Source organism: Arthrobacter ginkgonis (assembly GCF_039540195.1).
Lineage (GTDB): Bacteria > Actinomycetota > Actinomycetes > Actinomycetales > Micrococcaceae > Zafaria > Zafaria ginkgonis.
The window spans coordinates 98450-120456 of the sequence record NZ_BAABEO010000025.1; the positions used below are offsets into that span (position 1 = coordinate 98450).

The following is a 22007-nucleotide window of genomic DNA, read 5'->3' on the forward strand; positions in this document are numbered from 1 at the left end:
GAAGGAGACAGCGCGCGGGGAGCCCAGGATCCGCTATGGACCCTAGTCCCCTGCTCGCGCCTGTGACCTTGATTACCTGCGTACTAGATTTACATGTTGTTATGCCAAAGTCAATGGAGAGTCTCCCGCAGCTGGCCGCGCTCCTCCTTCGGGGCCCGGCGGCGACTCAGCGGCTGGTGGTGAACCGGTACTTGAAATCCTCGGCACGGTGCACCGCGGAACGCCATCCCGCGGGCAGGCCCCCGGTCGTGAAGAAGGTTGTCTCGATGACGAGCAACGGGCTCCCCTCGCCCACGCCGAAGGTCGCCGCCTGGCCGGCGGTTGCCGCCGTCGCCCAGGCTTCGTGCTCGGCCCGGTCGAGCGTGATGCCGAACTCCCGCTCCAGCAGCTCGAAGGCGGATCCCCGGTCTTCCAGTTCCTCAATCGAGGGGCTGAACTCCTCGGGCGCGCGAACATAGATGCTGGCTTCCACGAGAGGCTCGTTCTCGACCGAGATCAACCGGATGAAATGCAGGAGCCGTTCGTGCGCTTCGAGCCCCAAGAGGTCCCGAATCCGGGCGGGGGGTTCCACGCGTTCGATGCCGGAAACCGTCCCGGTCGGATGCAGTCCGCTGTCGGAGAGGTACTGGTACAGGGCCCCCGACCGCACGTCGGCCGGCCGCCGCACCCGGGCACCCGTGACCGGGAACGTCCCCTTGCCTTGCTTCCTGTAGACGTACCCCTCGCTGACGAGCTCCTGGAGGGCCTGCCGGATGGGCGCCCGGCTGACGTCGAATCGGCCGAGCAGCTGCGCCTCGGTCATCGGCGTGTTGGGATCCACGTTTCCCTCGGCGATCTCCCTGCGCAGGATTTCCTTGATCTGCCGATACAGGGGTACCCCGGACGAGGGATCGAGCTCGCCATATGCCATCAGTCTTCTGTTCCTCCACGCCAGGTGCCACCGGGTTGTAGCCTGCAGGAAGTCAACCACAGAACGGCGAAAGCATAGGCGACGGCGTTCGGCAGCCTTGACGGGTCAATCCATCTCTATACAGTCGAGCCGCGTCGGCGTAGCGTCAGCAAGCGTGAGCGAATTGTCACTGCCGCAACGACTGGCCCGGGCCGTGGGCGAAAGTTCCCTCTCGGAACGGGTGGCTGTCGCCCAAGAGCGCGTCTACGGACCGGTTATCGACTGGGCGCGGCGCAGCCCCTTTCACACCAGCGTCCTCGGCCACTCCGTGCATCCACCCCTCACCGACGTGACGCTTGGATGCTGGATGAGTGCGTCCATCCTCGACCTCGCCGGAGGACCCCAGGCACGGCGCGGTGCCACGCTCCTGGTCGGAGCCGGGCTGGCGGCGGCCGGGCCGACCGCCCTTGCAGGCACCAGCGACTGGGCGGAAATGAACGGCCCCGAGCGGCGGATCGGCGCGGTACACGCACTGGGCGCCAATGCCGCCGCCTTCCTTTTCCTCGGTTCCCTGATCGCGCGGATGCGCGGCCGCCATGGCCTCGGCGTGGGTCTGGGTCTCGCCGGAAACGCCATCGCGGCCGGAGCAGGATTCCTGGGCGGGCATCTGGCGCTCACCCACGGAACGGCCCGGCGGACCACCGAAGCCACCTAGCCACCAATCGCCCGGGCCTGCACCGGCCCACTGGCAGGACGCGGCCCAGGAATACCCGCCGTCGCCGTCGGGTTGGCTCCTGATGTGAAGAAGATCGGATTCCTGTCCTTCGGCCACTGGACCGACCACCCGCAGTCCGGCACGCGCAGCGCGTCGGACGCGCTCCTGCAGGCGATCGACCTCGCGGTCGCGGCCGAGGAGCTCGGCGCGGACGGCGCCTACTTCCGTGTTCACCACTTCGCGCAGCAATACGCCTCCCCGTTCCCGCTGCTCGCCGCGATCGGGGCACGGACCAGCCGAATCGAGATCGGCACGGGCGTCATCGACATGCGCTACGAGAATTGCAACTCCATGAATTGAGCTACCTTGGGTAGCGTGACCGACAACCGCCTCCGCGCTGTGCTGTACCTCAGATTGTCGGCTGTGTCCGACGACTCCACCAGCCTCGATCGTCAGGAAAGAGACCTGCGCGAGCACGCCGGGCGCAAGGGCTGGCACGTCACCGAGGTCCTCGTAGATGAAGGCATCTCCGGCAGGAAAGCCCGCGCCAAGGCCGCCGAGGCCGTCCGTATGATCGCCGACGACGAGGCCGACGTCCTGGCCGTGTGGAAGTTGGACCGCTTTACAAGAATGGGCTATGACGGGCTCGGCGCGCTCTCCCAGGCCCTCGCCACCCGCGCCGAGGGCGCCAAGGCTGGCCGGTGCATCCCGGCGCTATTCGTCGCCCTGCATGACGGCCTCAATTCCAATCAAGCCGCGTTCCGCATGATCGCGGGCGTATTGAGCGAGGTTGCCAGGAGCGAGGCCGAGAACGCCGCCGCGCGCATTGCTAACTCGATCGAGCACCGCAAGACACGGACCCATAAATTCGCGGGAGGGTCCGCCGTGCCGCTCGGCTACCGCTCTGTCCCGGCGCCGGACGGTACGGGGCGCATCCTCGTACACGACGACGAGGAGGTCGCCCTTATCCGCGACGTGGCGGCGCGCATCCTCTCCAATATCGAGTCGCTTACCGGCATCGCCGCCGACCTGAACAAGCGCGGCGTGCCGACGTCCAGGTCGCTCGCGCGCCGCGCGCTCCGCCAGGGGTTGCCCGCCGAGGGCCTGGATACTGGCAAGTGGACTGTGTCGACGTTCCGCAACGTCTGGACGTCCGACGTGCTCCTCGGCCGCGTCGTGCATCGTGGCAAGTTCGTTTCCGACGCCGCCGGAATCCCCTTGGCCGTATGGCCGCCGATCCTGGACCGCTCCACCCTGGACGCTCTCCGCGTCCGCATGAACTGGAAGCCGCGCAAGGATCAACGCGGCCCGCTGGGGCTCCCGCCCGCGCCGAAACCGAAGGTCCAACCTACCCGCAAGCGTGCCGCGCGGATCTTGTCGTCGGTCGCGTTCTGTGGGCTCTGCGACTCGCGCCTGTACGTGACGACGACGTCGGGCACACCTATCTACAAGTGCGGGTCTAGCTGGAATGGTGAGAAATGCCCTTCGCCGTCGATCACCGCCGACGCCCTGGACGAGTACGTCGCCGCCCGCGTCCTGGCCGTCGCCGGAGAGTGGCCCGAAATGGCTACCGAGACGATCGCCAGCGGCGGCGCCCCCGAGGCGACCCTCGCCGAGATCGAGGCTCTCCTCCGCGAGGCGTCCGTCGCCATGACGGAGGACGACGCCCAGGTGCCGGAACTCCTGGAGCGGATCGCCGGACTCAAGGCCCGCCGTGCCGACCTCCGCGCCCGCCCCGTGACCGTCGAGACCGTAAGCAAGCCCACCGGCCGCACGCTGGCCGAGGCATGGGACGCCGACGAGGGCACCGCCTGGCGCCGTTCTGTCCTCCTATGGGCGATCGACCATGTCCGCGTCGGTCCGCGTACGCCCGGCATGGGCACCCGCGCATTCGACGAGGACCGCGTCGCGATCTACTGGAACTCCTGAGAGCCGCCCGGCGGCCCCGTACGGAAGCCCCGGACACATTCCTGGCCGGGGCTTTCCTATTCCCGCACACGGGCGCCCAGAGCCGCCCAGGAGACCGCCCGGCACCGCGCGGCCTAGGCGTTCCGCGCCCGTCCTCCGCGCTTCTAGGTCCAGTCCCGCGCCTGGATCCTGGCGCCGACCCGAGGAGCCCCAGACGCCCCGCTGAGGCCCTCCTCTTGTCTCCGGCGGCTGGCGCCGGTCCTGTCCGCGCGAGGCCCGGAGGTGGCCACGTGGCGACCTTGGATCCCTGCGCCGTGGCCAGGCTGGCGGGCGGCGCCCGCCTCGGCGAGATGCCAGCCCGTTTACACGCCGAGGACAACGCGGGAGGAGGCGGCCGTCGCCCCCGTGCCAGTTTCCCCGCCAGGAGGCGCCGCCCCAGGATCCGCCCGTGCCCGGCGGGCCTGAAGGCTCTGGCCCGGTTCCGAGGCCGCCAGGCGGCCGCCCAGGGCGCCGGAGGAGGTGGCGGCGGTTCGCCCTCGCGGGGAGAGGGCGGCCCGCCCCGTGCCCGCGTCCGTGCCAGCGCGGGAGACGACGGCCGGAGGCGCCGGAGAGGTCGTTTTCCCGACCCTGGACGCCTGCGTCTGAGCCTAAAGGTGGTGGAAGTGGTGAAAGTGGAGGTACTTCTCTATCCGTTCTCAAGTAAAGCCATTACTTGAGTAGAGATATAGAGAGACCACCACTTTCGCCACTTTCACCACTTCGGGCCGTCACCGGCCGCCCTGGCCCGCTCCCCGCGCGATCGTGACCGGCCGCACGCCCCGGCCGTGGACAGTTTCGGCGCTCCTGGCGGTCTTCTCTCTTGTAAGCACCCGACCACGACCCCGGCCCGGTCGGATCCGCATTTAACGGACCCTGGCCGTCTACTCAGACGGGAGAGACCCGCGCATTTGTAACACCCCCGGCCGTCTACTCAGACGGGAGAGATCCGCGCCCGCGTCCTGTACGCCCGGCCGTCTACTCCAGTAGGAAAGATCCGCGCCGCGTGCGCCTGGATCCTCCCCCCCACCAAGTTTGAACCGTCCGCGCCCGCGCACTCTCCGGGGCGCGGCGGTTCGCACCCCGTCCGAGCGGCCTAAGCCCCCGCTCGGCGCTGGCCCTCGTGGCCGGTCTTTTCATGGATGGGACCCGGTAGCCCCGCCGCCGTAAACCCGGCGGGGCTACTGCCCTCCTGTCCGTGAGCCCTCACCCGCCGCCGTACCCTCGGCGGCATTTTCATTTGCCAAACAAAGTAAGCCAACGCCCGAAAGGAGGCCGCCCATGGCCGACCATGTCTGTCTCATTTGTCACCGCCCGTTCACTGGCCAGGCCAGCGCGGAAACGTGCTCTACAGCCTGCCGAGTCACCCGCTCCCGGCGGCGCAAGGAGGCCGAGCGCCGGAAGGCCCTGGACCTCCTGGCCCGCATGGCCACCGCCCGCGACCCGGCCGTCGTCGAGTCGCTCCGGCGCGAGGCCGAGCGCCTCACCCGCGACTAGCCCGCGAGTGGTGAAAGTGGCGTTTGTGGTCTTTCTTCTGTTCGTTTCTACAGTTCTGCTCTCTCTAGCCACACCACACCCCCCCAAACTCACCCCCCACACGCTGACTAGGCGAAATGCGCCTATTTGCCCGCCTACGCATGGTGCGTGTGGTGAGTAGCCGGCCCCTATTTACAGCGGCCGGCAATTCACGCGGGGAGAGCCTCCGGCCCTTACGCCCGGAGGGCGTTTGTGTCCCTCCAACTCACGCCCGCAAGTACCGCCCCACACCGGGGCACCGCCCCCACCCCTTGAAAGGACCCCCACCATGCCTAGCCCCGTCCGCCTGACCGCCTGGACCGCCAACCCGTCCACCTCCACCAACCCGCTCCCGTCGCCGTCGACGGCCCGCCGTTCCGGCGGCTGGCCGATTGGTCTCCTGTCCGAACTCCTGGCCCCGGAGATCGCCCGGAGGGGCGTCACGTACAAGCGTGGCCAGGGGTTCCGCCAGTTCGGCGAGACCCTGGACGACTACGCCGTCGCGACGATTGCGCGCACGGTCCTAACGATCGCGGCCGAGCACCTGGACCCGCACCAGTCCCGTTATGAGTCCCTGGAGCGTGTCCGCGACATGGCCGCCGAGTGGATGGACGAGGCCCACGCCGAGGCTCACAGCATGATCGACGACTACGAGGAGGCCGAGGCGGTCGCCCAGGCCGCTACGGCGGCGCCTACGTCGTTCTACGCCGCCGCCGTCGAGGGCATGGAGGCCCGCGACGCGCTGGCCCTGGATCGTGAGACGGCCGCCCGTGTGGCGCCGTTCGATGAGTACGCCGTCGCCTTGTCTCGCACGGCCCGCGACCTGAAACAGTCCGGCCACGCCCGCGCCGCCCTGGCTCGGGATCTGCGTTCGCTCCTGCCCGCGCCGGTTGCCGAGGCGGACACCTCCGGGGACGACGCGGCCGCGTGGCTGTCCCAGTTCGACGAGGTCGACAAGGTCCGCCAGGCCGACCTCGCCCGCGAGTACGACCTGGACGGCGCGCCCGGCGGCCTGTCCGGTTCCGAGTTGCGCGCCCTGGCGGCGACCCGTTGGGGGATGCCGCGCGCGTTGCGTGGTTACCCGACGTTCCGGCCCGCGCGTGCGGCCGACCGTACCGCCCGCGAGACCGTCGGCGCCGCCAATTGAGCGCCGCCAACCGTGCGACCGCCTACGGCCTCACCGGCGCCACTGCCGTTCTCTACCGCCTGGCGGCGTTAGAGGCCCAGGTCGACGAGGCTCTCGCCCGCCCGACCGCCCCCACCCGATAACCCCAACCCCTCCCGAAAGGACCCCCACCCATGAATTTCCGCACCCCGGACAACTACGGCCGCCCGATCTACCCGGCCGCCGTTGTCGCCGTTGTCCCTGGCGCCTCCGAGGCCCTGGCCGCTTGGACGGCCGCCACGGACCCGACCGAGGCCGCCACCCTCCGCGCCGCCCTGGATGACCTGATGGGCGGCCCCGATAACTACGTGGCCCGCACCCGCGCGGCCGCCACGCTGGCCCTGGAGGCCCAGGCCGACGCCGTCACCGCTTGGCAGGCTCTCCGCACCGCCCTGGCGACCCGCGAGGCCGCCCTCGGCTACGTCGTCCCCGGCCGTACCTGGCGCCTGCCCGTGGCCCCGCCTGGCGGCGTCGCCGAGGGGGCCGCCCAGGTCGAGCACATGATCGACGCTTTCGTTTCCGGCCTGGACGTTGACGCCCTGGAAATCATCGCCAACTAGCCCCAACCCCACCCCCGCCATTCGCCGTCCGGCGTCCTGGCACCCCATCCCCGAAAGGACCCCATCCCATGAGTACCCACACCCTCAAGATCACCGCCAACGGCCAGCGCGTGTACCCGGCCTGGCTTATCCGCCTCACGTCCGGCGCCGAGGAGGCCCTCGCCGCGTGGGAGGCCTTGGACGCTGAGGCCCGGACCTACTTCGACGCCGTCCGCGCCGCCCTGCGGGCAAAGAACGAACTCGGCCGCATGGTCGACGGTGAACTCGTCCCCAAGCCCGGTATCCGCGCCGCCGCGCTTGAGGACGCCCAGGAGGCCGTCCGTCAGGCCGAGGCCGCCCAGGCCGCGCACGCCCGCAAGGTGAGCGCCGCCCGCCGCAAGTTCGACACCCTCATGCAGAACCCGTCCGGCCCGGAGGTCCGCCGCAAGGCCGCCGCCGAGTACGCGATCGAACAGCACGCGGAAGTGGCCCGGCTGTGGCCGCTCCTGGCCGCCGCCCTGGAGGACCGCGACGACGCGCACCGCGTCGCCGGATCGCCGGGCCGCTCTTGGGAGAACACGGCTGGCGTCCCCAGCGGCGGCCGCTTCCATGTCGTCGGCGAGGCCGAGCGGATCCTCTCCGGTGCTATCGACGGTTTCGACGTCGACGCCCTGGAGCGTGTGGCCGCTGGCGAGGACGTCGCCCCCGCGATCGAACTGCACCCCGACGAGAGCAACCCCGCCCAGGCAATCAAGAAGGCCGAGGAGAGGCGCGCCGCTAGCCAGGCCGAGGCGGCCCGCTCCCGCGCCGCCGGTTTTTAGCCCGCCCTCCCTCACCACTCCCGCGCCGGGGTCCCGCGTTACTGCGTGGCCCTGGCGCACCCATACCCGCCCCCAGAAAGGCACCCCATGACCAACGCCCACAACATCGCCGACGAGATCCTCGCCAAGTCCTCCAAGGGCCTCCCGGCCAGGTATACCGACCTGGACGACCGCACGCGCGCCCTTGTCGAGTCCCGCGCGGCCGCCGCCGGTACGACCCCGGAAAACTACTGGTCCGCCGTCCTGGCCCAGCGCGAGCAGGACCAGGCCAAGCGCGACGCCTCCGCCAAGGCCCAGGAGATCGCCCTAGCCGCCCGTTCGCGCGGCTACTAGGCCCGCCGTGCTGGAGACCGGCCGGAGGATGCCGAAGAAAACGCGGGAGCAACGAGCGTATGACCGCCGTGTTCGTTCCCGCGTCGAGGGCTTCATGGTCTGCCTCGGCAAGTTCGCCACCGACGCCCACGCGGACGCCGTCCCGCTCGGTCTCCTCGGCTGGCTCCGCCGCTCCGAGTACCTCGCACTGTCCGAGGCCGAGCGGCTGGAGCACCTCAAGGCCGCCGTCCGCGCTGAGGTGAAGGCCGACGAGGGACCGCGCCCCGCGCACCCTGACGAGGCCGAGCCCTGGCCCACCTACTAACCCAACTCGTTTACACGAAGGACCCAACCCCATGAACATCGAGACCACCGCCACCGAGACCAGCAAGCCGAATCACACCCCGGAACAGCGCCGCTATGACCGCGCGGTTTACCGCCGCGTTAAGCGCGGCATGGAGCACAGCGCCAGGTTCGCCGCCGCCGACGCCGCAACCGCCCCGCTCGCCCTCATGGCGCCCCACTCCCGCGCGGCCTGGCTGGCCCTGGACGAGGCCGCACGCCTGGACCATTTGCGCCAGGTCCTCCGCGCCCAGGCTAAGGCCGTCATCGGCCCGCGCCCGGAGGACGTCGAGGAGACCGCACCGGCCACCGTCGAGACCACGGCCGCACCGGCCACCGTCGAGACCACGGCCGCACCGGCCACGCCTGCCCGCCCCTCCGGCCGCCGCCTCGTCGTTGCCTGCATCGGCGGGTGCGGAACCTGGATAGTCGCCACCTCGGCCCGGCCCGCCGTCGTGCGATGCACGCCCGGCCAGCGCCGCGCCCAGCGCGAGGACCCGACCGGCGCCGCTCCCGTTGAGGCCCGCTCGTCGCACGCCGCGACCGCCTCGGCCGTCGACTACTCCGCCGCCCGTGCCGAGCGCCCGGCCGCCGCCCAGGGTAGGCGCAAAGCCAAGCGCCGCGCCCGCGCCGCGACCTGCGGCAAGTAGCCACGCACACCGAGAGGAGGCCGAGCACATGCACAAGCACACGCTCGGCCTCCTAGCCCGGCCAGGGTGGGGGGTGACCCCTCCCCCGCCCCCTCGCTCCTGCCCGAAGCGGCATAGCACTAGGCCCCAAGCGTGCGACCCGTGTTTTTCAGCCCCAGCCCATCCCCGGCCGTCCCTACGGCCACCACGACGACCAGGAGGTCGCCCCATGACTACCCCAACCGCCCCAGCCGTCGACCCCGACGTCGACGAGATCCCCACTCCCGCGCACCTCGGCGAGGCGGGCGCGGCCCTGTTCCGTTCCGCCGTCGACGAGTACGAGCTTTCGATCCCGGAGCGTGCCGCCCTCGCCCAGGCGTGCGAGACCGTCGACACCCTGGCCGAGCTAGAGGGTGCGATCCGCGAGCATGGCCGGATCCTGGCCAGCGGCCGCCCGTCGCCGCTCCTGGCCGAGGCCCGCCAGCAACGCGCGATCCTCGTTCGCCTCCTTGGCCTCCTCGATCTCCGCCTCGACGACGGCGAGGACGCCGCTACGGCCACCAGCCGCGCCGCCCGCAAGGCCAGCCGCGCCCGTTGGGACAAGCAACGAGGGAAGGCGTAACCATGGCCCAGAAGAAGCAGAAGCGCGCCGCTACCGCCGCGCCCGGCGGTCCCGTCGACATTTTCCGCCTGGCGCCCGTCGTCCTGTCCGCCGCCGACGTCGCCCGCGTAGGCATCCTGACGGCCTCGGTTGACGCCGCCCGCAACCATCCGGCACTGATCGCGGCCAAGGCCGCCGCAACGACCCTGGCTGAACGTGACGAGGTCGCCCGCGCCCGCGCCAAGCTCGCTAAGCGGACGTATGCGGCCGCCGAGGTCGCCGACGATCCGCACGATACCCATTGGGCACGTCAGCCCGCCCCGACCCGCCGGGCCTTCGACCCGTGGGCGGTTCCGGCCGCCGTCGTCGCGGCCGAGGATGCCCCGCCGTTCTGATCCGCCCCTCTCGTCCCACTCCCGCGCTCCGGCGCACGTCTCCGAAAGGCCCCCCGACCATGACCGCCGAAAAGCGCATTCTCCGCGACCCGCACACCGGCCAGGACCTCGCGCAGTTCTACGAGGACGGCGCCCTCGTCCGGCAGGAGTGCCGCGCGTGCCGCCAGATTCTCCCCGCCCAGGCGTTCCACCGGGCGCGCTACCTCGGCGTTCGTCCTGGCGACAAACGCAGTGCTTGCACTCCGTGCGTCAAGGCCGCCCGCCGTGCCCGCGATGCCGCCGTCCTGGCCGCTGAGGCCGCCTAGCTCCATCCCGAAAGCCCCGCCCCCTGGCCCCGCGCCGGAGGCGGGGCTTTTCTGCGTTCCGGGTGCCTCTCCCGTGTCCCAGGAGGAGCGCCAGGAGCCCGCCAGGAGGCCGAGGAGGAGCCTGGACGAGCCCACGCCCAGACATCGCCGGAGCGGCCTGCACACGGGCACCCAGGCCCTCCCATGGAGGAGGCCGCCGAGTCGCCCAGGAGAGCCCCGCCAGCACCTCCGCGACGTCGTCCCAGGAGGAGGCCCAGGCACCCGCCTCCTGGCCCTGGAGGCCCGCCAGGGCACGGGAGGCCCGCACAGGGCCGCCAGCGGCTCCGCACGCGGACGCCCGGCCCGAGGCTCTCGCCCGGATCCTCCGCGCCTCCGGCGCCTCCTCACCCGCGAGTGGTGAAAGTGGCGTTTGTGGTCTTTCTCTGGTTCGTTTCTCTATTTTTCTTCGCTCTAGCCACACCCCACCCCCCAAACTCACCCCTTGCACTGTGACTAGGCGTTTTGCCGTCCGTAGGGTGGTGAGCCCTAGGGGTGAGTGGTGAGTCGGCCGCAAAATCTGCGCGCCCTTAACAATCCGGCTGGCAATTCGGGCGTTATGTACGCGGGGGAGGCTCCGCCTCGTCCACTGGCCAGAGGCCAGGTAACGGCCCTAAGCCTGGCCCGTAATCCATTGGACGGTCCGCCGGTAATGGCCCCTGGAACCATCGGGCACCGCCCGCACCCCGGACCGACCCGGCCGCCTGGATGCCGCCGGAGGTAAGCCCTGGCACGCGGCCCGCCGCCCTGGCTTGCACGCAGGGCAGGCGCACAGGCCGGCTCGCCTGGTTCAGTTTCCCACTTTCCCGAGATTCTGCGGATCTTGGACCCCGGCCGTTAATGCGTTTGCACAAGGGCGCCCCTCCTGCCGCCTCCTGGTCGAGGAGGAGCACGGACCGCCGGAGCCCTGGAGACGCCGGGAACGGCCGCCTACCGCGAACCCTATTCCTTGCCCAGCCCCTTAATGAACGTGCGTAACGCCGGAGTCGACGGCAGATCCACCCGGAGGACTATCGACGTACCCGACGTCGGCGCCCCGCTGACCTTGAAGGCGTCATAGTCCAGGGCGTCGAAAATGGGCGCCAGCGCCGCCGCCTTGGCCGCCGATAGGTGCCCGACCTTGCGCCCCTTGCCATAGACCCCGATCGCGTTCGGGTCCCACTGGTTTTTCGGCTCGCGAACTAGGACGTACTCGGTTCCGCCGTGCTTATCGCGCCCGCTATCCGTGACCCAATACGCCGATCCGACTATGCGCGTCCGCGTCGCCTTGACTTCCCGAAGGTCGAGGATCGACAGCCCCGAGGGCAGGACCTTTTTCTTTACGCCGTTGCCCCTCGGCGCCCGGTCCCCTTCCTCCTCGCGGGCCTCCTCGCGGGCCTCCTCGCGCGGCGGCCCCAGGCGCGGAGGCGGGAGGACGACGTCGGGAGACACGACCGGGGCGGCGACGCGCACGGCGGCAACGTCCGGCACCGTGAGCGGCTCCTCGGCGACGACCTCGGGAACCTGGAGCGGCTCCTCGGTAACGACCTCGGGCGCCGGACGCTCCTCGACGGTCTGGACCTCGGGCACTGTCTCGGCGGCGTCCGACTCCGGCATGGGGTCTTTGGCGGTCCTACGGCGGAAGATCAGGTCAAGTAATCCCATGTCGCGAGCCTACAGCGGCACGGGAATGGCCCCGGAAAGGCTCGCACCGCCGGAGCCCCAGGGCGCCAAGGAGAGGCCGCGAGGAGGTCGCCCAGGTCGACACGTCTGCGAGCCGCCTACACCGTCACCGGCCCCGACGGCAGGACCCGCCCGGTCGCGTCTTTCGTGCAATAGGAGCCGTCCGCGTAGACCTCGATCACGGCGCCGTCGCCGTCGACGATCACCGCGACCGGCCCGAGGTTTTCGTCGTCCCCGAACATGTCAAAACCCAATGTCAGCCCCCTGTCTCGGCGGCTCACTGCGAGACGCACCGGAGCAAAATTAACAGACCCCGGCGGCCTCTCCGACCACTGGGAACGCCTTACGAGAGACGCCTCCCGCGACCACTTAGACCACCCCAGCACACCGCCAGGACACCGGAGGAGAGAGCACGGCCGCCAGGCCCGCACGCGCCAGGCCGTTAATAGGTATAGGAAAACCTGGCGCGGCCCGCCCGGTCGGCGACCTCCGCGTCAGGTAGGGATCCTGGAGAGCGGCCCTCGTACCTATATATAGGAGAAGCCCCGCACATTGGCGAGGCTCTACGTTGTCCGGGCGAGTGCTCACGCGAGGGCTCCACGGCCGGGGAGGGTAGTCACGGGGAGGCTCCAAAGATGGGAGCGGCCTCCCTGCGGGAGATCTGGTCTTGCTTGGCCCCCATTGCCGCCGGGCAGAAAACCACCAGCCCCGTATAGGCCAACACCTATGGCCCGCCCCCTGCGCGGGAGCGAGCTTCGGTGTTGCGTGGCCAGGGGTTGCGCCCTCCGTCTGGTCACGGTCGCCGCCAGTACCGGCCTAATCTTTTGCCTGGCATCCGCTGGTTAACGTCGGGCGGATTGTGGAAACGACGTCCGCCGGTAAGCTGTGCCCTAGAGCATCACTGACCAGCGAGCCCTAGATTAGAACGAGGAGCGATAGAACCCGCTCTACATGGCCGAGGACGCCGGTGCCGCCGACCTCATTTCGGGCGGACGCCTGCAGCTGGGCATCAGCCGGGGCTCACCAGAGCAGGTCATCGACGGCTGGCGCCACTTCGGCTTCTCCCCCGCCGAGGGCGAGTCCGACGCCGACATGGGCCGCCGGCACACCGAGCGCCTGCTCGAGGTGCTCACTGGCGAGGGTTTCGCGCAGCCGAACCCCCGCCCGATGTTCCCCAACCCTCCGGGCCTGCTGCGCGTGGAGCCGCACTCGGAAGGCCTGCGGGAGCGCATCTGGTGGGGCTCGGGTTCGAACGCCACAGCGGCATGGGCCGCGCGGCTCGGCATGAACCTGCAGAGCTCCACGCTCAAGGACGACGAGAGCGGCAAACCCTTCCATGTCCAGCAGGCCGAGCAGATCGAGCTCTACCGGCAGGCCTGGAAGGAGGCCGGACACGAGCGGGAGCCGCGCGTCTCGGTCAGCCGCAGCATCTTCGCGCTGACGGAGGAGCGCGACTGGAAGTACTTCGGCCGCGACCGCTTCAGCTCCGACCAGGTGGGCCACATCGACGAAAGGACCCGAGCGGTTTTCGGCCGGTCCTACGCAGGCGCCCCGGACGAGCTGGTCGCAAAGCTGGCCGGGGACGAGGCGATCGCGGCGGCCGACACTCTCCTGCTCACGGTCCCGAACCAGCTCGGCGTCGAGTACAACGCCCACGTCATCGACTCGATCCTGAAGCACGTGGCGCCGCAGCTCGGCTGGCGCTGACCACGGCCCGCCCGTTGACATGCGGCCTGGTCCGCTGGCGATACTTGCCTTGAATCACCCCTGACGAGCGAGGAGCATAAGCCCATGGCCGCAACGGACAACGAATCGCAGGCACGGTCCGCCACCGGATTCAGCGAGGCGGAGCGCGCCGCCGTGAAGGAGCGGGCTGAGGAGCTCCGGGCGGAGGGGCGCGGCGGCAAAAAGAAGGCCGACGACCTTCAGTCCGTGCTGGACAAGATCGCGGAGATGCCAGAGCCGGATCGAACGCTGGCCGAGCGGATCCACGCCATCGTCTCTGCCGCGGCCCCGGAGCTGGCGCCGAAGACCTGGTACGGGATGCCCGCCTACGCGCGGGACGGCAAAGTCGTGTGCTTCTTCCAGGCCGCCGCCAAGTTCGAGGCCCGGTACGCGACACTCGGCTTCAACGACCCGGCGAACCTCGACGAGGGCACCATGTGGCCGACGTCGTTCGCGATCACCGACCTGACCGACGCCGACGTGAAGAAGATCGAGGAACTGGTCCGCAGGGCCGCATCCTGACGCGGCCGGCGGTTTCCCCTGCTAGCTGCGATTGGTGCCCGGCCCCGTGCCGGACCGCGGCCCAACACCTCGAAACACGAAAAAACCGGCCATCCCTCTCGGGATAACCGGTTTCTTCCTCTGTGCGCGAGGGGGGACTTGAACCCCCACGCCCTTGCGGGCACTGGCACCTGAAGCCAGCGCGTCTGCCAATTCCGCCACTCGCGCATTTCACTTGTTCGCGGGTTTCCCCCGAACAACGGAAACAATCTAACCACGTCTTTCGGGCAGATGCCAAATCGGGGTCCCGCTTTGTGTTTGGCCTCACTTTTTGGCAACCTTTCGGGGCCTCGGTTCGTTGCATGAAGGGCCGGTTTAACGGGGGCCTCGGCTCATTCCAAGGCAACCCAAGTAGTATCGGGAGGGCACGGGCCACCCGGCCCGCGCTCCGCAGTGCGATGCTCCGGGGCGCCGATCGCAGATGTGAAGACTAGGAGAGGAGCAGCGCCCATGGGTCTCGTTGACAATGTTGAGCGCGGCCTGGAGAAGCTGGTTACCAGCGTTTTCCGGGGATCCGGATCCAGCGACGTCAAGCCGGTGGAGATCGCCAGCCGCCTGCGCAATGAAATGGACGTTAAGTCCTTGGGCCTGTCCCAGGGCCGCACGCTGGCACCGAACAGTTTTACCGTTCGGCTCAGCGCCGACGACTTTGCCCGCGCCCGCCAATGGGGCCCCACCTTGGCGGAGGAGCTGTGCACCGTGGCGCTCAAGCATGCCAAGAGCCAGCAGTACACGCTGCAGGGAGCCGTCCACGTCTCCTTCCACAAGGATCCCGAACTCAAGTCCGGGCACTTCGCCATCGACGCGGACACGGTCCGGGACAGCGAGTCGGCGGCTCCCGCCGCGCCTCCCGCTCCGGCCGCCCCCGCACGCCAGCCTTCCCAACTGCAGCCTGTCCTGGACGTCAACGGACAGCGCTACGCCCTCAATGCCGATTCGATCGTCCTGGGCCGCTCCGGCGACGCCGACATCCTGATCGATGACCCCGGGGTCTCCCGCCGCCACCTGGAAGTCGTCCGCGAGGCCGGTTCCGTGTGGGCGGTCGACCTCGGTTCCACCAACGGCAGCTACGTCAACGGCCAGCGGGTCGCCGGACGTGAGGAACTGTTCGACGGCTCCATCATCGCGATGGGCCGAACCCGCATCACGTTCCGCCTGCTGCCCCAACGCTCCGGAGGCCGCCCATGAGCGAACTCGTCCTCACTGCCCTGCGACTGGGCTTCCTGATCCTGCTCTGGGTCCTCATCCTCAGCGTCGTCGCCGCCTTGCGCCGCGACCTCCACGTCGGCAAGAAGGCCCGCACCGGCGCGCCGAGCGCCCGCGAAGTGCGGAAGAACCCCGATCTCGCCCCGGAGTCGGCTCCCCCCGCCAAGCAGTCAGCCCGGACCCTGACGGTGGTCGACGGCGCGCAGGCGGGAATCAACATGGAACTGGCCGCGAGTCCGATCCTGCTGGGACGTGCGCAGGAAGCCACCCTGGTGCTTGAGGACGACTACGCTTCGGGCCGCCACGCCCGGCTGTTCCCGCAGGGCAGCCGCTGGTTCATCGAGGACCTCGGCTCGACCAACGGCACCTTCCTCGGCGAGACTCAGCTGACCCGCGCGCAGCCGGTGGAACTGGGACAGAAGATCCGGATCGGGAAGACGATTATGGAGTTGAGGCCGTAACCATGGCCTTGATCCTGCGTTTCGCGGCGCGGTCCGACGTCGGTAAGGTCCGCTCCAAGAACGACGATTCCGCCTATGCCGGCAACTACCTTGCCGTCGTGGCGGACGGCATGGGCGGGCATGTCGGCGGCGACGTCGCCTCCGCCTCCACCGTGTTGGACCTTGTCCACCTGGACCGCCTCGTGGAGGGCGACGCCGAGACCGTCCTTCCCGACGAGATCCAGACCGCCAACTCCATCCTGAACGAACTCGTCAGCGCCAACCCGAAGCTTTCCGGAATGGGCACCACGGTGACCGCCCTCCTGCTCACCGGCGACGTATTCCAGTACGCGCATATTGGGGATTCGCGGGCGTACCGGCTCAAGAACGGGGTGTTCGAGCAGGTCAGTAAGGACCACACCTTCGTCCAGCATCTGGTCGACGAGGGACGCCTGCGCCCCGAGGAGGCGGAGACCCACCCGCACAAGAACGTGCTGATGCGCGTGCTCGGGGACTCCGACGCCAGCCCGGAACTGGACATCGCCCAGTACCCGGTGCAGCCGGGCGAACGCTGGCTGCTGTGCTCTGACGGGCTCAACGCCGTCGTTCCCGAAGCCGTCACCGAACAGATCGTGCGCGGCACCAGCTCCCTCCAGCAGACCGTCGACGACCTCGTCGAAACCACCCTCGCCAACGGCTCCCCGGACAACGTCACCATCGTGGTGGTGGAGGTCGCGGAGGACGACGGTGGCGCCGTGCCGCCACCTCCCGCCGAGATCGAGGCCCCGGACACCGGCCAGCTTGAGGTGGCCCGCGAAGGCGACCTCCAGGCCAGCGCCGCCATCCTGCGCCACGAGATGTCCAACCGCCCGCACTCCCTGGTGGGCGCCGCCGCCCTGGCCACCGAAACCGGGCAGATCCCGATCGTGACGCAGCGCTCCGCGCAGCGCCGCGCCGCCGCCATACTTACGCACAAGGCACCGCCGCCGGTGGCCGCCGAGGCCGAACTCCCCGAGGAGCCCCCGGTCCGCCCGCGCCTGCGCCGCTGGCTCGTGCCGGCCTTCCTGGGACTGATGGCTCTGATCCTCGCCTCGGTGCTCACCCTCGGCTACATGTGGACGCAGACCCAGTACTTCGTGGGCAACTACAACGGCCGCGTGGCGATCTTCAACGGCGTCTCCCAGGACCTGGGGCCGGTCAAGCTCTCCCACGTGGATACCGTCACCGACATCCCGCTCGACGTGCTGCCCGCCTACACCCAGCAGCGCCTGACCAGTTCGCTAGCCGCCAAAGACCTCGAACATGCCCAGCGGATCGTGGGGGAACTGCTGATCACCGCCAAGCAGTCCTGCCCCGTGGTGGTGCCCGTCGACGGCGAGTCCCCACCCACGGACCTGCCGTCCTATTGCAAGGAGGAGGCCCAGTGAGCGACGTCACGACAGCCCCCGTGCCCCGCCGAAATCTCGAACTGGGCCTGCTGGCGCTTGCCCTCGCCGTCGTCACCGGCGCGAACTACCTCGTCAGCCTCAGCAACGAATCCGGCGTCGAACAGAAGTGGATCACCCAAAGCGTGGCCCTGGCCTGCATGGCGCTGGCCGTGCACGTCGTCCTGCGCATCTGGGCGAAGTATGCCGATCCGATCATCCTTCCGGTGGTTGTTGCCCTCAACGGCATCGGCCTGGCGATGATCCACCGGATCGACAACGCGACCGGCGACAACGCCGCCTCCCGCCAGCTGCTCTGGACCGGCATCGCCGTCGCCGCGGCGATCATCACCCTCTGGGCCGTCCGCGACCACCGCATCCTGCGCCGGGCCACCTACATCTTCCTGGCGCTGAGCGCGTTCCTGCTGATCCTGCCCCTGATCCCCGGCCTGGGCCGCGAGATCAACGGCGCCCGCATCTGGGTGGGACTGGGCCCGTTCTCCTTCCAGCCCGGCGAAATCGCGAAGATCACCCTGGCGATCTTTTTCGCCGGCTACCTCTCCAGCAACCGCGACCTGATCCTGCTGGCCGGACGCAAGATCGGGCCCCTGCAGCTGCCCCGCTACCGCGACCTCGGCCCGATGATCGTCGCGTGGCTGGTCAGCATCGGCGTGCTGGTCTTCCAGCGCGACCTCGGATCCTCGATCCTGTTCTTCGGGCTGTTCATGGTGATGATCTACGTCGCCACCGGCCGGATCAGCTGGATCGTGATCGGCCTGGCCTTCGTGGCGGTTGGCGGCCTGCTGGCCTCCCAGTTCATGTCCCACGTGACCCGCCGCATCGACGCCTGGCTCAACGCCTTCGACCCCGACGTCTACAACCGGGCCGGCGGCAGCTTCCAGATCGTGCAGGGCCTGTTCGGGCTCGGCAACGGCGGCCTGTTCGGCACCGGCCTGGGCAACGGCCGGCCCGACCTGATCACCTATGCCAACAGCGACATGATCGTCGCCGCGCTCGGCGAGGAACTGGGCCTCTTCGGCATCACCGCCGTCGTGATGCTGTACGTGGTGCTGGTCAGCCGCGGCATCCGCGCCGCGCTCGGCACCCGGGACGCCTTCGGCAAGCTGCTGGCGGCCGGGCTGTCCTTCACGATCGGCCTGCAGTGCTTCGTGGTGATGGGCGGGGTCACCCGGCTCATCCCCCTCACCGGCCTGACCACCCCGTTCCTTGCGGCGGGCGGCTCCTCGCTGCTGTCCAACTGGATCATCGTGGCGCTGCTGCTGCTGGTCTCCCACGGCGCCCGCCGCCCGGCCGCCGTCGGTCCCCTGACCGAACCCGAAAAGGCGGGCACCGCGCCCAAGCGCCGCCCGCAAGCGCCGGCGGCCCCCGTGGCCTCCGCAGCCTCCGCAGCCTCCGCAGCTCCTAAGGAGGGCGCCCGATGAACCAGGCCATCCGCAACGTCTGGATCGCCATCCTGGTGTTCTTCACCGCGATCATGGGGTCCCTGACCTACATCCAGTTCTTCGCCTCCCAGGACCTCAACGCCAACGCGCTGAACAACCGCCAGCTCTACCGCGACTTCGACCTCCCGCGCGGGGCCATCCTGGTTGACGGGGAGCCGATCGCCGAATCGGTGGAATCCGACGGCGACTTCAAGTTCCAGCGCGTCTACCACGACGCTGAGCTGTATTCGCACCTGACCGGCTTCTACTCGCTGACCTTCGGCTCCAAGCACCTCGAATCCGTGATGAACGCCGAACTGACCGGCCAGAGCGACAGCCAGTTCTACGACCGGCTGGTGAACATGCTCTCCGGCGGCACCAACGAGGGCGCGTCGGTGGAACTGACCATCGACCCGAAGCTGCAGCGGACGGCCTACAACCTGCTTCCGGACGGCGTCCAAGGCACCATCATCGTGTCCAACCCCAAGACCGGCGACATCTTGGCCATGGCCTCCAAGCCCAGCTACGACACGAACAAGCTGGCCGTGGTCTCCGGCTCCCAGTCCACCACCAACATGAACAAGATCCTCGAGACGACGGGCCTGAGCCCGAACATCAACCCGGCGATCGGACACCTGATTCCCCCGGGCTCGACGTTCAAGATCCTCGACACGGTGGCCGCCCTCGAATCCGGCAAGTACGACCTTGACACGGTGATCGACAACCCCAGCTCGGTCACCCTGCCCGGCTCGACGGCCAAGCTGGGCAACTTCGAGGAGGGCATCTGCTCCGGCCAGTCGAAGGCGAAGCTGTCCTTCATCATCGCGCAGAGCTGCAACACCCCGTTCGTGGAGATCAGCCAGGCCGTGGGCCAGGACGCGCTGCGCGACGTCACCGAACGCTTCGGCTTCGGCCAGCAGCTGCAGGTCCCGCTGCGGGTGACCCCCAGCGTGTTCCCTGCCGACATGTCCGCCGCGCAGCTGGCGCAGTCCTCGATCGGCCAGTTCGACGTCAAGGCGACCCCGCTGCAGATGAACATGGTGGCGATGGGCATCGCCAACGACGGCGTCATTATGAAGCCGAACCTGATCAAGCAGGTGGTGGCCTCGGACCTTAAGGTCATCGAGGATCCGAAGCCGGAGCAGTTCAGCACCGCCACCTCCAAGGAGGTCGCGGACAAGGTCACCGAACTGATGCTCGGACCCATCCAGAGCGGTACCGCGATGAGCGCCCAGGTCCCCGGCCTGAAGATCGCGGCCAAGACCGGCACCGCCCAGATCGGCAACACCGGCAAGGTCAATTCATGGATCACGGGGTTCGCCCCGGCCGACGACCCGCAGGTCGCGGTCACCGTGGTCATTGAAAAAGTCGATTACAACACCGGTCACAACCTGACCGGTCCGAGCATGAAGAAGATCTTAGAGGCGGTGTTCAACAAGTGAGGCCAACATCCGGAATCACCCTGGGCGGACGGTTCCAGCTGACCGACCGTATTGCCATTGGCGGCATGGGTGAGGTGTGGAAGGCTCGCGACGAGATCCTCGGCCGCACCGTCGCCATCAAGATCCTCAAGGAGGAGTACACCGGCGATCCGGGCTTCCTCCAGCGTTTCCGGGCGGAGGCGCGCCACACGGCGCTGCTGAACCACAACGGCATCGCCAACGTGTTCGACTACGGCGAGGAGGAGGGTTCGGCCTACCTGGTCATGGAACTGGTGCCCGGCCCGCCGCTGTCCGCCATCATCGAGCGCGAGCGCGTGCTCTCCGCGGACCGGACGCTGTCCATCATCAGCCAGACCGCCAAGGCGCTGGCCGTGGCTCACGCGCAGGGCCTTGTGCACCGCGACGTGAAGCCGGGCAACCTGCTGATCCTGCCGGACGGAAAGGTGAAGATCACCGACTTCGGCATCGCCCGCCTCGCCGACCAGGTCCCGCTGACCGCCACCGGACAGGTCATGGGCACCGCCCAGTACCTGGCCCCGGAGCAGGCCACCGGCCAGACGGCCACCGGCGTCAGCGACATCTACTCGCTCGGCGTGATCGGCTACGAGTGCCTGGCCGGCCGCCGGCCCTTCACCGGCGAGTCGCAGATCGCGATCGCACTGGCCCAGGTCAACGACACCCCACCACCGCTGCCCGAGTCCATTCCGGCCCCGGTGCGCGCCCTGATCATGTCGATGCTGGCCAAGAACCCGGCCGAGCGCCCCGCCAACGCCACCAAGCTGGCCGAGGCCGCGGACGCCATCCGCGCCGGCAACATCAAGGCCGCCCAGGCCGCGGTGCCGGGCATGCTGCTGGTCGGCGCGGAAGCGCCGGACACCGCAGCCACCGAGGCGGTCCCGTACACCGACGCCGCCACGCGTGCGCAGCCGTCCGCGGCCGGAGCCTCCGCCCCGGCCACCAGCGCCCTGCCGACCGTCGCCACCCCGATGTCTGCCACGCCCACCACCGCCACGCCCTCTGGCGGCAACGGCGAGGCCGGCTTCGATTCGCTGTTGGGCGCCAGCCGCGCCTGGAGCCCGGACGACGACGAGGACGAGTACGACGGCGGGGCCGGAGACAACGGCCGGGTCCCGGCCGAACGCGACGGCCGCGGGGACCGCGGCGTCCGCAAGCGCAGCCCGTGGACGTGGCCGCTGCTGGCGCTCGTCACACTGGTGCTCCTGGCCGCCCTCGGCGTCTGGCTGGCGCCGCTGCTGACCGGCGGCGGCGACGGCGGGGAACAGACCGAATCGCCCGCCCCGACCACCGCCTCTTCGTCCGCGCCGGCGAGCAGCAGCTCCTCCGCGCCCCCCACGCCCTCGAGCACCTCCGCCCGCCCGACCTCCTCCGCCCCCGCGGGGATCGTGATTTCCAAGAACGAGTACCTGGGCCAACCTCTTAACAGCGTTCGCCAGGACCTGGAGGCCAAGGGCCTGAAGGTCAACGCCGTCCCGGTGGAGAGCACCCAACGGGAGAACACGGTGCTGGACGTCTCCCCCGCCGGCACGGTGTCCGCCGGCGACACCGTCACCGTTTCCTACGCGATCCAAAGCTCCAGCGTGCAGGTGCCCTCCGGCCTGGTCGGCGCGACCGAGGGCAGCGTCCGCGCCAAGCTGCAGAAGGCGGGCCTGAGTCCGGTCTCCGCGGGCTCCGTGCCCAGCGACACCGTCCCCAAGGGCCGGGTCATCTCGGTGAACCCGGGCGAAGGCGACGAGGTGGCCCGCGGCTTCTCTGTCGAGTACACCGTCTCCAGCGGACCGGAGGAGGTCGAGGAGGAGACCCCGGAGCCCACGCCGACGTCCATTCTGCCGTCCATCCCCGGCACGACCCCGTCTTCCTCGGCTGACAACCGGTGATC

The 22007-nt window shown here is 69.4% G+C and carries 22 protein-coding genes, 1 tRNA gene and 2 pseudogenes; 21 read left to right on the forward strand and 4 right to left on the reverse strand.

Annotated features, from left to right (window positions below; genetic code table 11):
* Window positions 1-166 precede the first annotated feature (166 nt).
* Entirely contained in the window at window positions 167-910 is a 744-nt protein-coding gene (locus tag ABD912_RS18980; RefSeq protein WP_345153338.1) for a GntR family transcriptional regulator, read from the reverse strand.
* Window positions 911-1217: 307 nt separating this feature from the next.
* Between ABD912_RS18980 and ABD912_RS18985 the strand changes: the two genes are divergently transcribed.
* The 13 genes and pseudogenes from ABD912_RS18985 (at window position 1218) to ABD912_RS19045 (ending at window position 10172) form a co-directional block, all read left to right on the forward strand.
* The gene (locus ABD912_RS18985) at window positions 1218-1604 is read left to right on the forward strand and encodes a DUF2231 domain-containing protein (protein ID WP_345153501.1); all 387 of its coding nucleotides are present in this window, start codon (window positions 1218-1220) and stop codon (window positions 1602-1604) included.
* Window positions 1605-1688: 84 nt separating this feature from the next.
* Window positions 1689-1946, forward strand: a pseudogene (locus ABD912_RS18990) (LLM class flavin-dependent oxidoreductase); the annotation flags it as partial.
* A 33-nt stretch (window positions 1947-1979) separates the two neighbouring features.
* The gene (locus ABD912_RS18995; RefSeq protein ID WP_345153340.1) at window positions 1980-3533 is read left to right on the forward strand and encodes a recombinase family protein; all 1554 of its coding nucleotides are present in this window, start codon (window positions 1980-1982) and stop codon (window positions 3531-3533) included.
* 1296 nt (window positions 3534-4829) lie between these two features.
* Window positions 4830-5045 carry a hypothetical protein gene (locus ABD912_RS19000; protein WP_345153342.1) on the forward strand — a complete coding sequence of 72 codons (216 nt, stop codon included), beginning with the start codon at window positions 4830-4832 and terminating at the stop codon, window positions 5043-5045.
* A gap of 307 nt (window positions 5046-5352) precedes the next feature.
* On the forward strand, window positions 5353-6210 hold the full coding sequence (locus tag ABD912_RS19005) for a hypothetical protein (RefSeq protein ID WP_345153345.1): 858 nt from the start codon (window positions 5353-5355) through the stop codon (window positions 6208-6210).
* A gap of 152 nt (window positions 6211-6362) precedes the next feature.
* Window positions 6363-6788, forward strand: a complete 426-nt coding sequence (locus ABD912_RS19010; RefSeq protein WP_345153347.1) for a hypothetical protein — start codon at window positions 6363-6365, stop codon at window positions 6786-6788.
* 68 nt (window positions 6789-6856) lie between these two features.
* Window positions 6857-7588 carry a hypothetical protein gene (locus ABD912_RS19015; RefSeq protein WP_345153349.1) on the forward strand — a complete coding sequence of 244 codons (732 nt, stop codon included), beginning with the start codon at window positions 6857-6859 and terminating at the stop codon, window positions 7586-7588.
* 87 nt (window positions 7589-7675) lie between these two features.
* On the forward strand, window positions 7676-7921 hold the full coding sequence (locus tag ABD912_RS19020; protein ID WP_345153352.1) for a hypothetical protein: 246 nt from the start codon (window positions 7676-7678) through the stop codon (window positions 7919-7921).
* A 28-nt stretch (window positions 7922-7949) separates the two neighbouring features.
* Window positions 7950-8225 carry a hypothetical protein gene (locus ABD912_RS19025; RefSeq protein ID WP_345153355.1) on the forward strand — a complete coding sequence of 92 codons (276 nt, stop codon included), beginning with the start codon at window positions 7950-7952 and terminating at the stop codon, window positions 8223-8225.
* 31 nt (window positions 8226-8256) lie between these two features.
* Window positions 8257-8892, forward strand: a complete 636-nt coding sequence (locus ABD912_RS19030) for a hypothetical protein (RefSeq protein WP_345153358.1) — start codon at window positions 8257-8259, stop codon at window positions 8890-8892.
* Between the two features lie 208 nt (window positions 8893-9100).
* Window positions 9101-9493: a hypothetical protein gene (locus tag ABD912_RS19035; protein ID WP_345153360.1), complete on the forward strand. Its 393-nt coding sequence runs from the start codon at window positions 9101-9103 to the stop codon at window positions 9491-9493.
* Between the two features lie 2 nt (window positions 9494-9495).
* The gene (locus tag ABD912_RS19040) at window positions 9496-9867 is read left to right on the forward strand and encodes a hypothetical protein (RefSeq protein ID WP_345153362.1); all 372 of its coding nucleotides are present in this window, start codon (window positions 9496-9498) and stop codon (window positions 9865-9867) included.
* 59 nt (window positions 9868-9926) lie between these two features.
* Window positions 9927-10172 carry a hypothetical protein gene (locus ABD912_RS19045; RefSeq protein ID WP_345153364.1) on the forward strand — a complete coding sequence of 82 codons (246 nt, stop codon included), beginning with the start codon at window positions 9927-9929 and terminating at the stop codon, window positions 10170-10172.
* A gap of 978 nt (window positions 10173-11150) precedes the next feature.
* Here ABD912_RS19045 and ABD912_RS19050 read toward each other — a convergent pair.
* Both ABD912_RS19050 and ABD912_RS19055 read right to left on the reverse strand, forming a co-directional pair.
* On the reverse strand, window positions 11151-11852 hold the full coding sequence (locus tag ABD912_RS19050) for an HIRAN domain-containing protein (RefSeq protein WP_345153366.1): 702 nt from the start codon (window positions 11850-11852) through the stop codon (window positions 11151-11153).
* Window positions 11853-11968: 116 nt separating this feature from the next.
* Complete coding sequence (locus tag ABD912_RS19055; protein ID WP_345153368.1) at window positions 11969-12112, reverse strand: hypothetical protein; 144 nt, start codon at window positions 12110-12112, stop codon at window positions 11969-11971.
* A gap of 697 nt (window positions 12113-12809) precedes the next feature.
* Between ABD912_RS19055 and ABD912_RS19060 the strand changes: the two are divergent.
* Window positions 12810-13577, forward strand: a pseudogene (locus ABD912_RS19060) (LLM class flavin-dependent oxidoreductase); the annotation flags it as partial.
* Between the two features lie 84 nt (window positions 13578-13661).
* Window positions 13662-14117 (forward strand): iron chaperone, encoded by a 456-nt coding sequence (locus ABD912_RS19065; RefSeq protein WP_345153370.1) that lies wholly within the window; start codon window positions 13662-13664, stop codon window positions 14115-14117.
* Between the two features lie 123 nt (window positions 14118-14240).
* Here the strand turns inward: ABD912_RS19065 and ABD912_RS19070 are convergent.
* Window positions 14241-14324 (reverse strand) — tRNA-Leu (locus ABD912_RS19070).
* Window positions 14325-14606: 282 nt separating this feature from the next.
* Between ABD912_RS19070 and ABD912_RS19075 the strand changes: the two genes are divergently transcribed.
* The 6 genes from ABD912_RS19075 to ABD912_RS19100 are packed head-to-tail and all read left to right on the forward strand — an operon-like array spanning window position 14607 to window position 22005.
* On the forward strand, window positions 14607-15344 hold the full coding sequence (locus ABD912_RS19075) for a DUF3662 and FHA domain-containing protein (RefSeq protein ID WP_345153372.1): 738 nt from the start codon (window positions 14607-14609) through the stop codon (window positions 15342-15344).
* Window positions 15341-15823 carry an FHA domain-containing protein FhaB/FipA gene (locus ABD912_RS19080; RefSeq protein WP_345153374.1) on the forward strand — a complete coding sequence of 161 codons (483 nt, stop codon included), beginning with the start codon at window positions 15341-15343 and terminating at the stop codon, window positions 15821-15823. The genes ABD912_RS19075 and ABD912_RS19080 overlap by 4 nt, the downstream gene beginning before the upstream one ends.
* Window positions 15824-15825: 2 nt before the next feature.
* A complete protein-coding gene (locus ABD912_RS19085) occupies window positions 15826-17229 on the forward strand; it encodes a PP2C family protein-serine/threonine phosphatase (protein ID WP_345153375.1) in 1404 nt (467 codons plus the stop codon).
* A complete protein-coding gene (locus ABD912_RS19090) occupies window positions 17226-18668 on the forward strand; it encodes an FtsW/RodA/SpoVE family cell cycle protein (RefSeq protein WP_345153376.1) in 1443 nt (480 codons plus the stop codon). The genes ABD912_RS19085 and ABD912_RS19090 overlap by 4 nt, the downstream gene beginning before the upstream one ends.
* Window positions 18665-20110: a peptidoglycan D,D-transpeptidase FtsI family protein gene (locus ABD912_RS19095; protein ID WP_345153378.1), complete on the forward strand. Its 1446-nt coding sequence runs from the start codon at window positions 18665-18667 to the stop codon at window positions 20108-20110. Before ABD912_RS19090 ends, ABD912_RS19095 begins: the two co-directional genes overlap by 4 nt.
* On the forward strand, window positions 20107-22005 hold the full coding sequence (locus tag ABD912_RS19100; RefSeq protein ID WP_345153380.1) for a protein kinase domain-containing protein: 1899 nt from the start codon (window positions 20107-20109) through the stop codon (window positions 22003-22005). Before ABD912_RS19095 ends, ABD912_RS19100 begins: the two co-directional genes overlap by 4 nt.
* The last annotated feature ends 2 nt before the right edge of the window (window positions 22006-22007 follow it).

What these genes read in the sequence shown, in the direction of transcription:
- ABD912_RS18980 (WP_345153338.1), bottom strand. Translation starts at nt 910, where the DNA reads ATGGCATATGGCGAGCTCGATCCCTCGTCCGGGGTACCCCTGTATCGG.
- ABD912_RS19000 (WP_345153342.1), top strand. Translation starts at nt 4,830, where the DNA reads ATGGCCGACCATGTCTGTCTCATTTGTCACCGCCCGTTCACTGGCCAG.
- ABD912_RS19005 (WP_345153345.1), top strand. Translation starts at nt 5,353, where the DNA reads ATGCCTAGCCCCGTCCGCCTGACCGCCTGGACCGCCAACCCGTCCACC.
- ABD912_RS19010 (WP_345153347.1), top strand. Translation starts at nt 6,363, where the DNA reads ATGAATTTCCGCACCCCGGACAACTACGGCCGCCCGATCTACCCGGCC.
- ABD912_RS19015 (WP_345153349.1), top strand. Translation starts at nt 6,857, where the DNA reads ATGAGTACCCACACCCTCAAGATCACCGCCAACGGCCAGCGCGTGTAC.
- ABD912_RS19020 (WP_345153352.1), top strand. Translation starts at nt 7,676, where the DNA reads ATGACCAACGCCCACAACATCGCCGACGAGATCCTCGCCAAGTCCTCC.
- ABD912_RS19025 (WP_345153355.1), top strand. Translation starts at nt 7,950, where the DNA reads ATGCCGAAGAAAACGCGGGAGCAACGAGCGTATGACCGCCGTGTTCGT.
- ABD912_RS19030 (WP_345153358.1), top strand. Translation starts at nt 8,257, where the DNA reads ATGAACATCGAGACCACCGCCACCGAGACCAGCAAGCCGAATCACACC.
- ABD912_RS19035 (WP_345153360.1), top strand. Translation starts at nt 9,101, where the DNA reads ATGACTACCCCAACCGCCCCAGCCGTCGACCCCGACGTCGACGAGATC.
- ABD912_RS19040 (WP_345153362.1), top strand. Translation starts at nt 9,496, where the DNA reads ATGGCCCAGAAGAAGCAGAAGCGCGCCGCTACCGCCGCGCCCGGCGGT.
- ABD912_RS19045 (WP_345153364.1), top strand. Translation starts at nt 9,927, where the DNA reads ATGACCGCCGAAAAGCGCATTCTCCGCGACCCGCACACCGGCCAGGAC.
- ABD912_RS19050 (WP_345153366.1), bottom strand. Translation starts at nt 11,852, where the DNA reads ATGGGATTACTTGACCTGATCTTCCGCCGTAGGACCGCCAAAGACCCC.
- ABD912_RS19055 (WP_345153368.1), bottom strand. Translation starts at nt 12,112, where the DNA reads ATGTTCGGGGACGACGAAAACCTCGGGCCGGTCGCGGTGATCGTCGAC.
- ABD912_RS19065 (WP_345153370.1), top strand. Translation starts at nt 13,662, where the DNA reads ATGGCCGCAACGGACAACGAATCGCAGGCACGGTCCGCCACCGGATTC.
- ABD912_RS19075 (WP_345153372.1), top strand. Translation starts at nt 14,607, where the DNA reads ATGGGTCTCGTTGACAATGTTGAGCGCGGCCTGGAGAAGCTGGTTACC.
- ABD912_RS19080 (WP_345153374.1), top strand. Translation starts at nt 15,341, where the DNA reads ATGAGCGAACTCGTCCTCACTGCCCTGCGACTGGGCTTCCTGATCCTG.
- ABD912_RS19085 (WP_345153375.1), top strand. Translation starts at nt 15,826, where the DNA reads ATGGCCTTGATCCTGCGTTTCGCGGCGCGGTCCGACGTCGGTAAGGTC.
- ABD912_RS19095 (WP_345153378.1), top strand. Translation starts at nt 18,665, where the DNA reads ATGAACCAGGCCATCCGCAACGTCTGGATCGCCATCCTGGTGTTCTTC.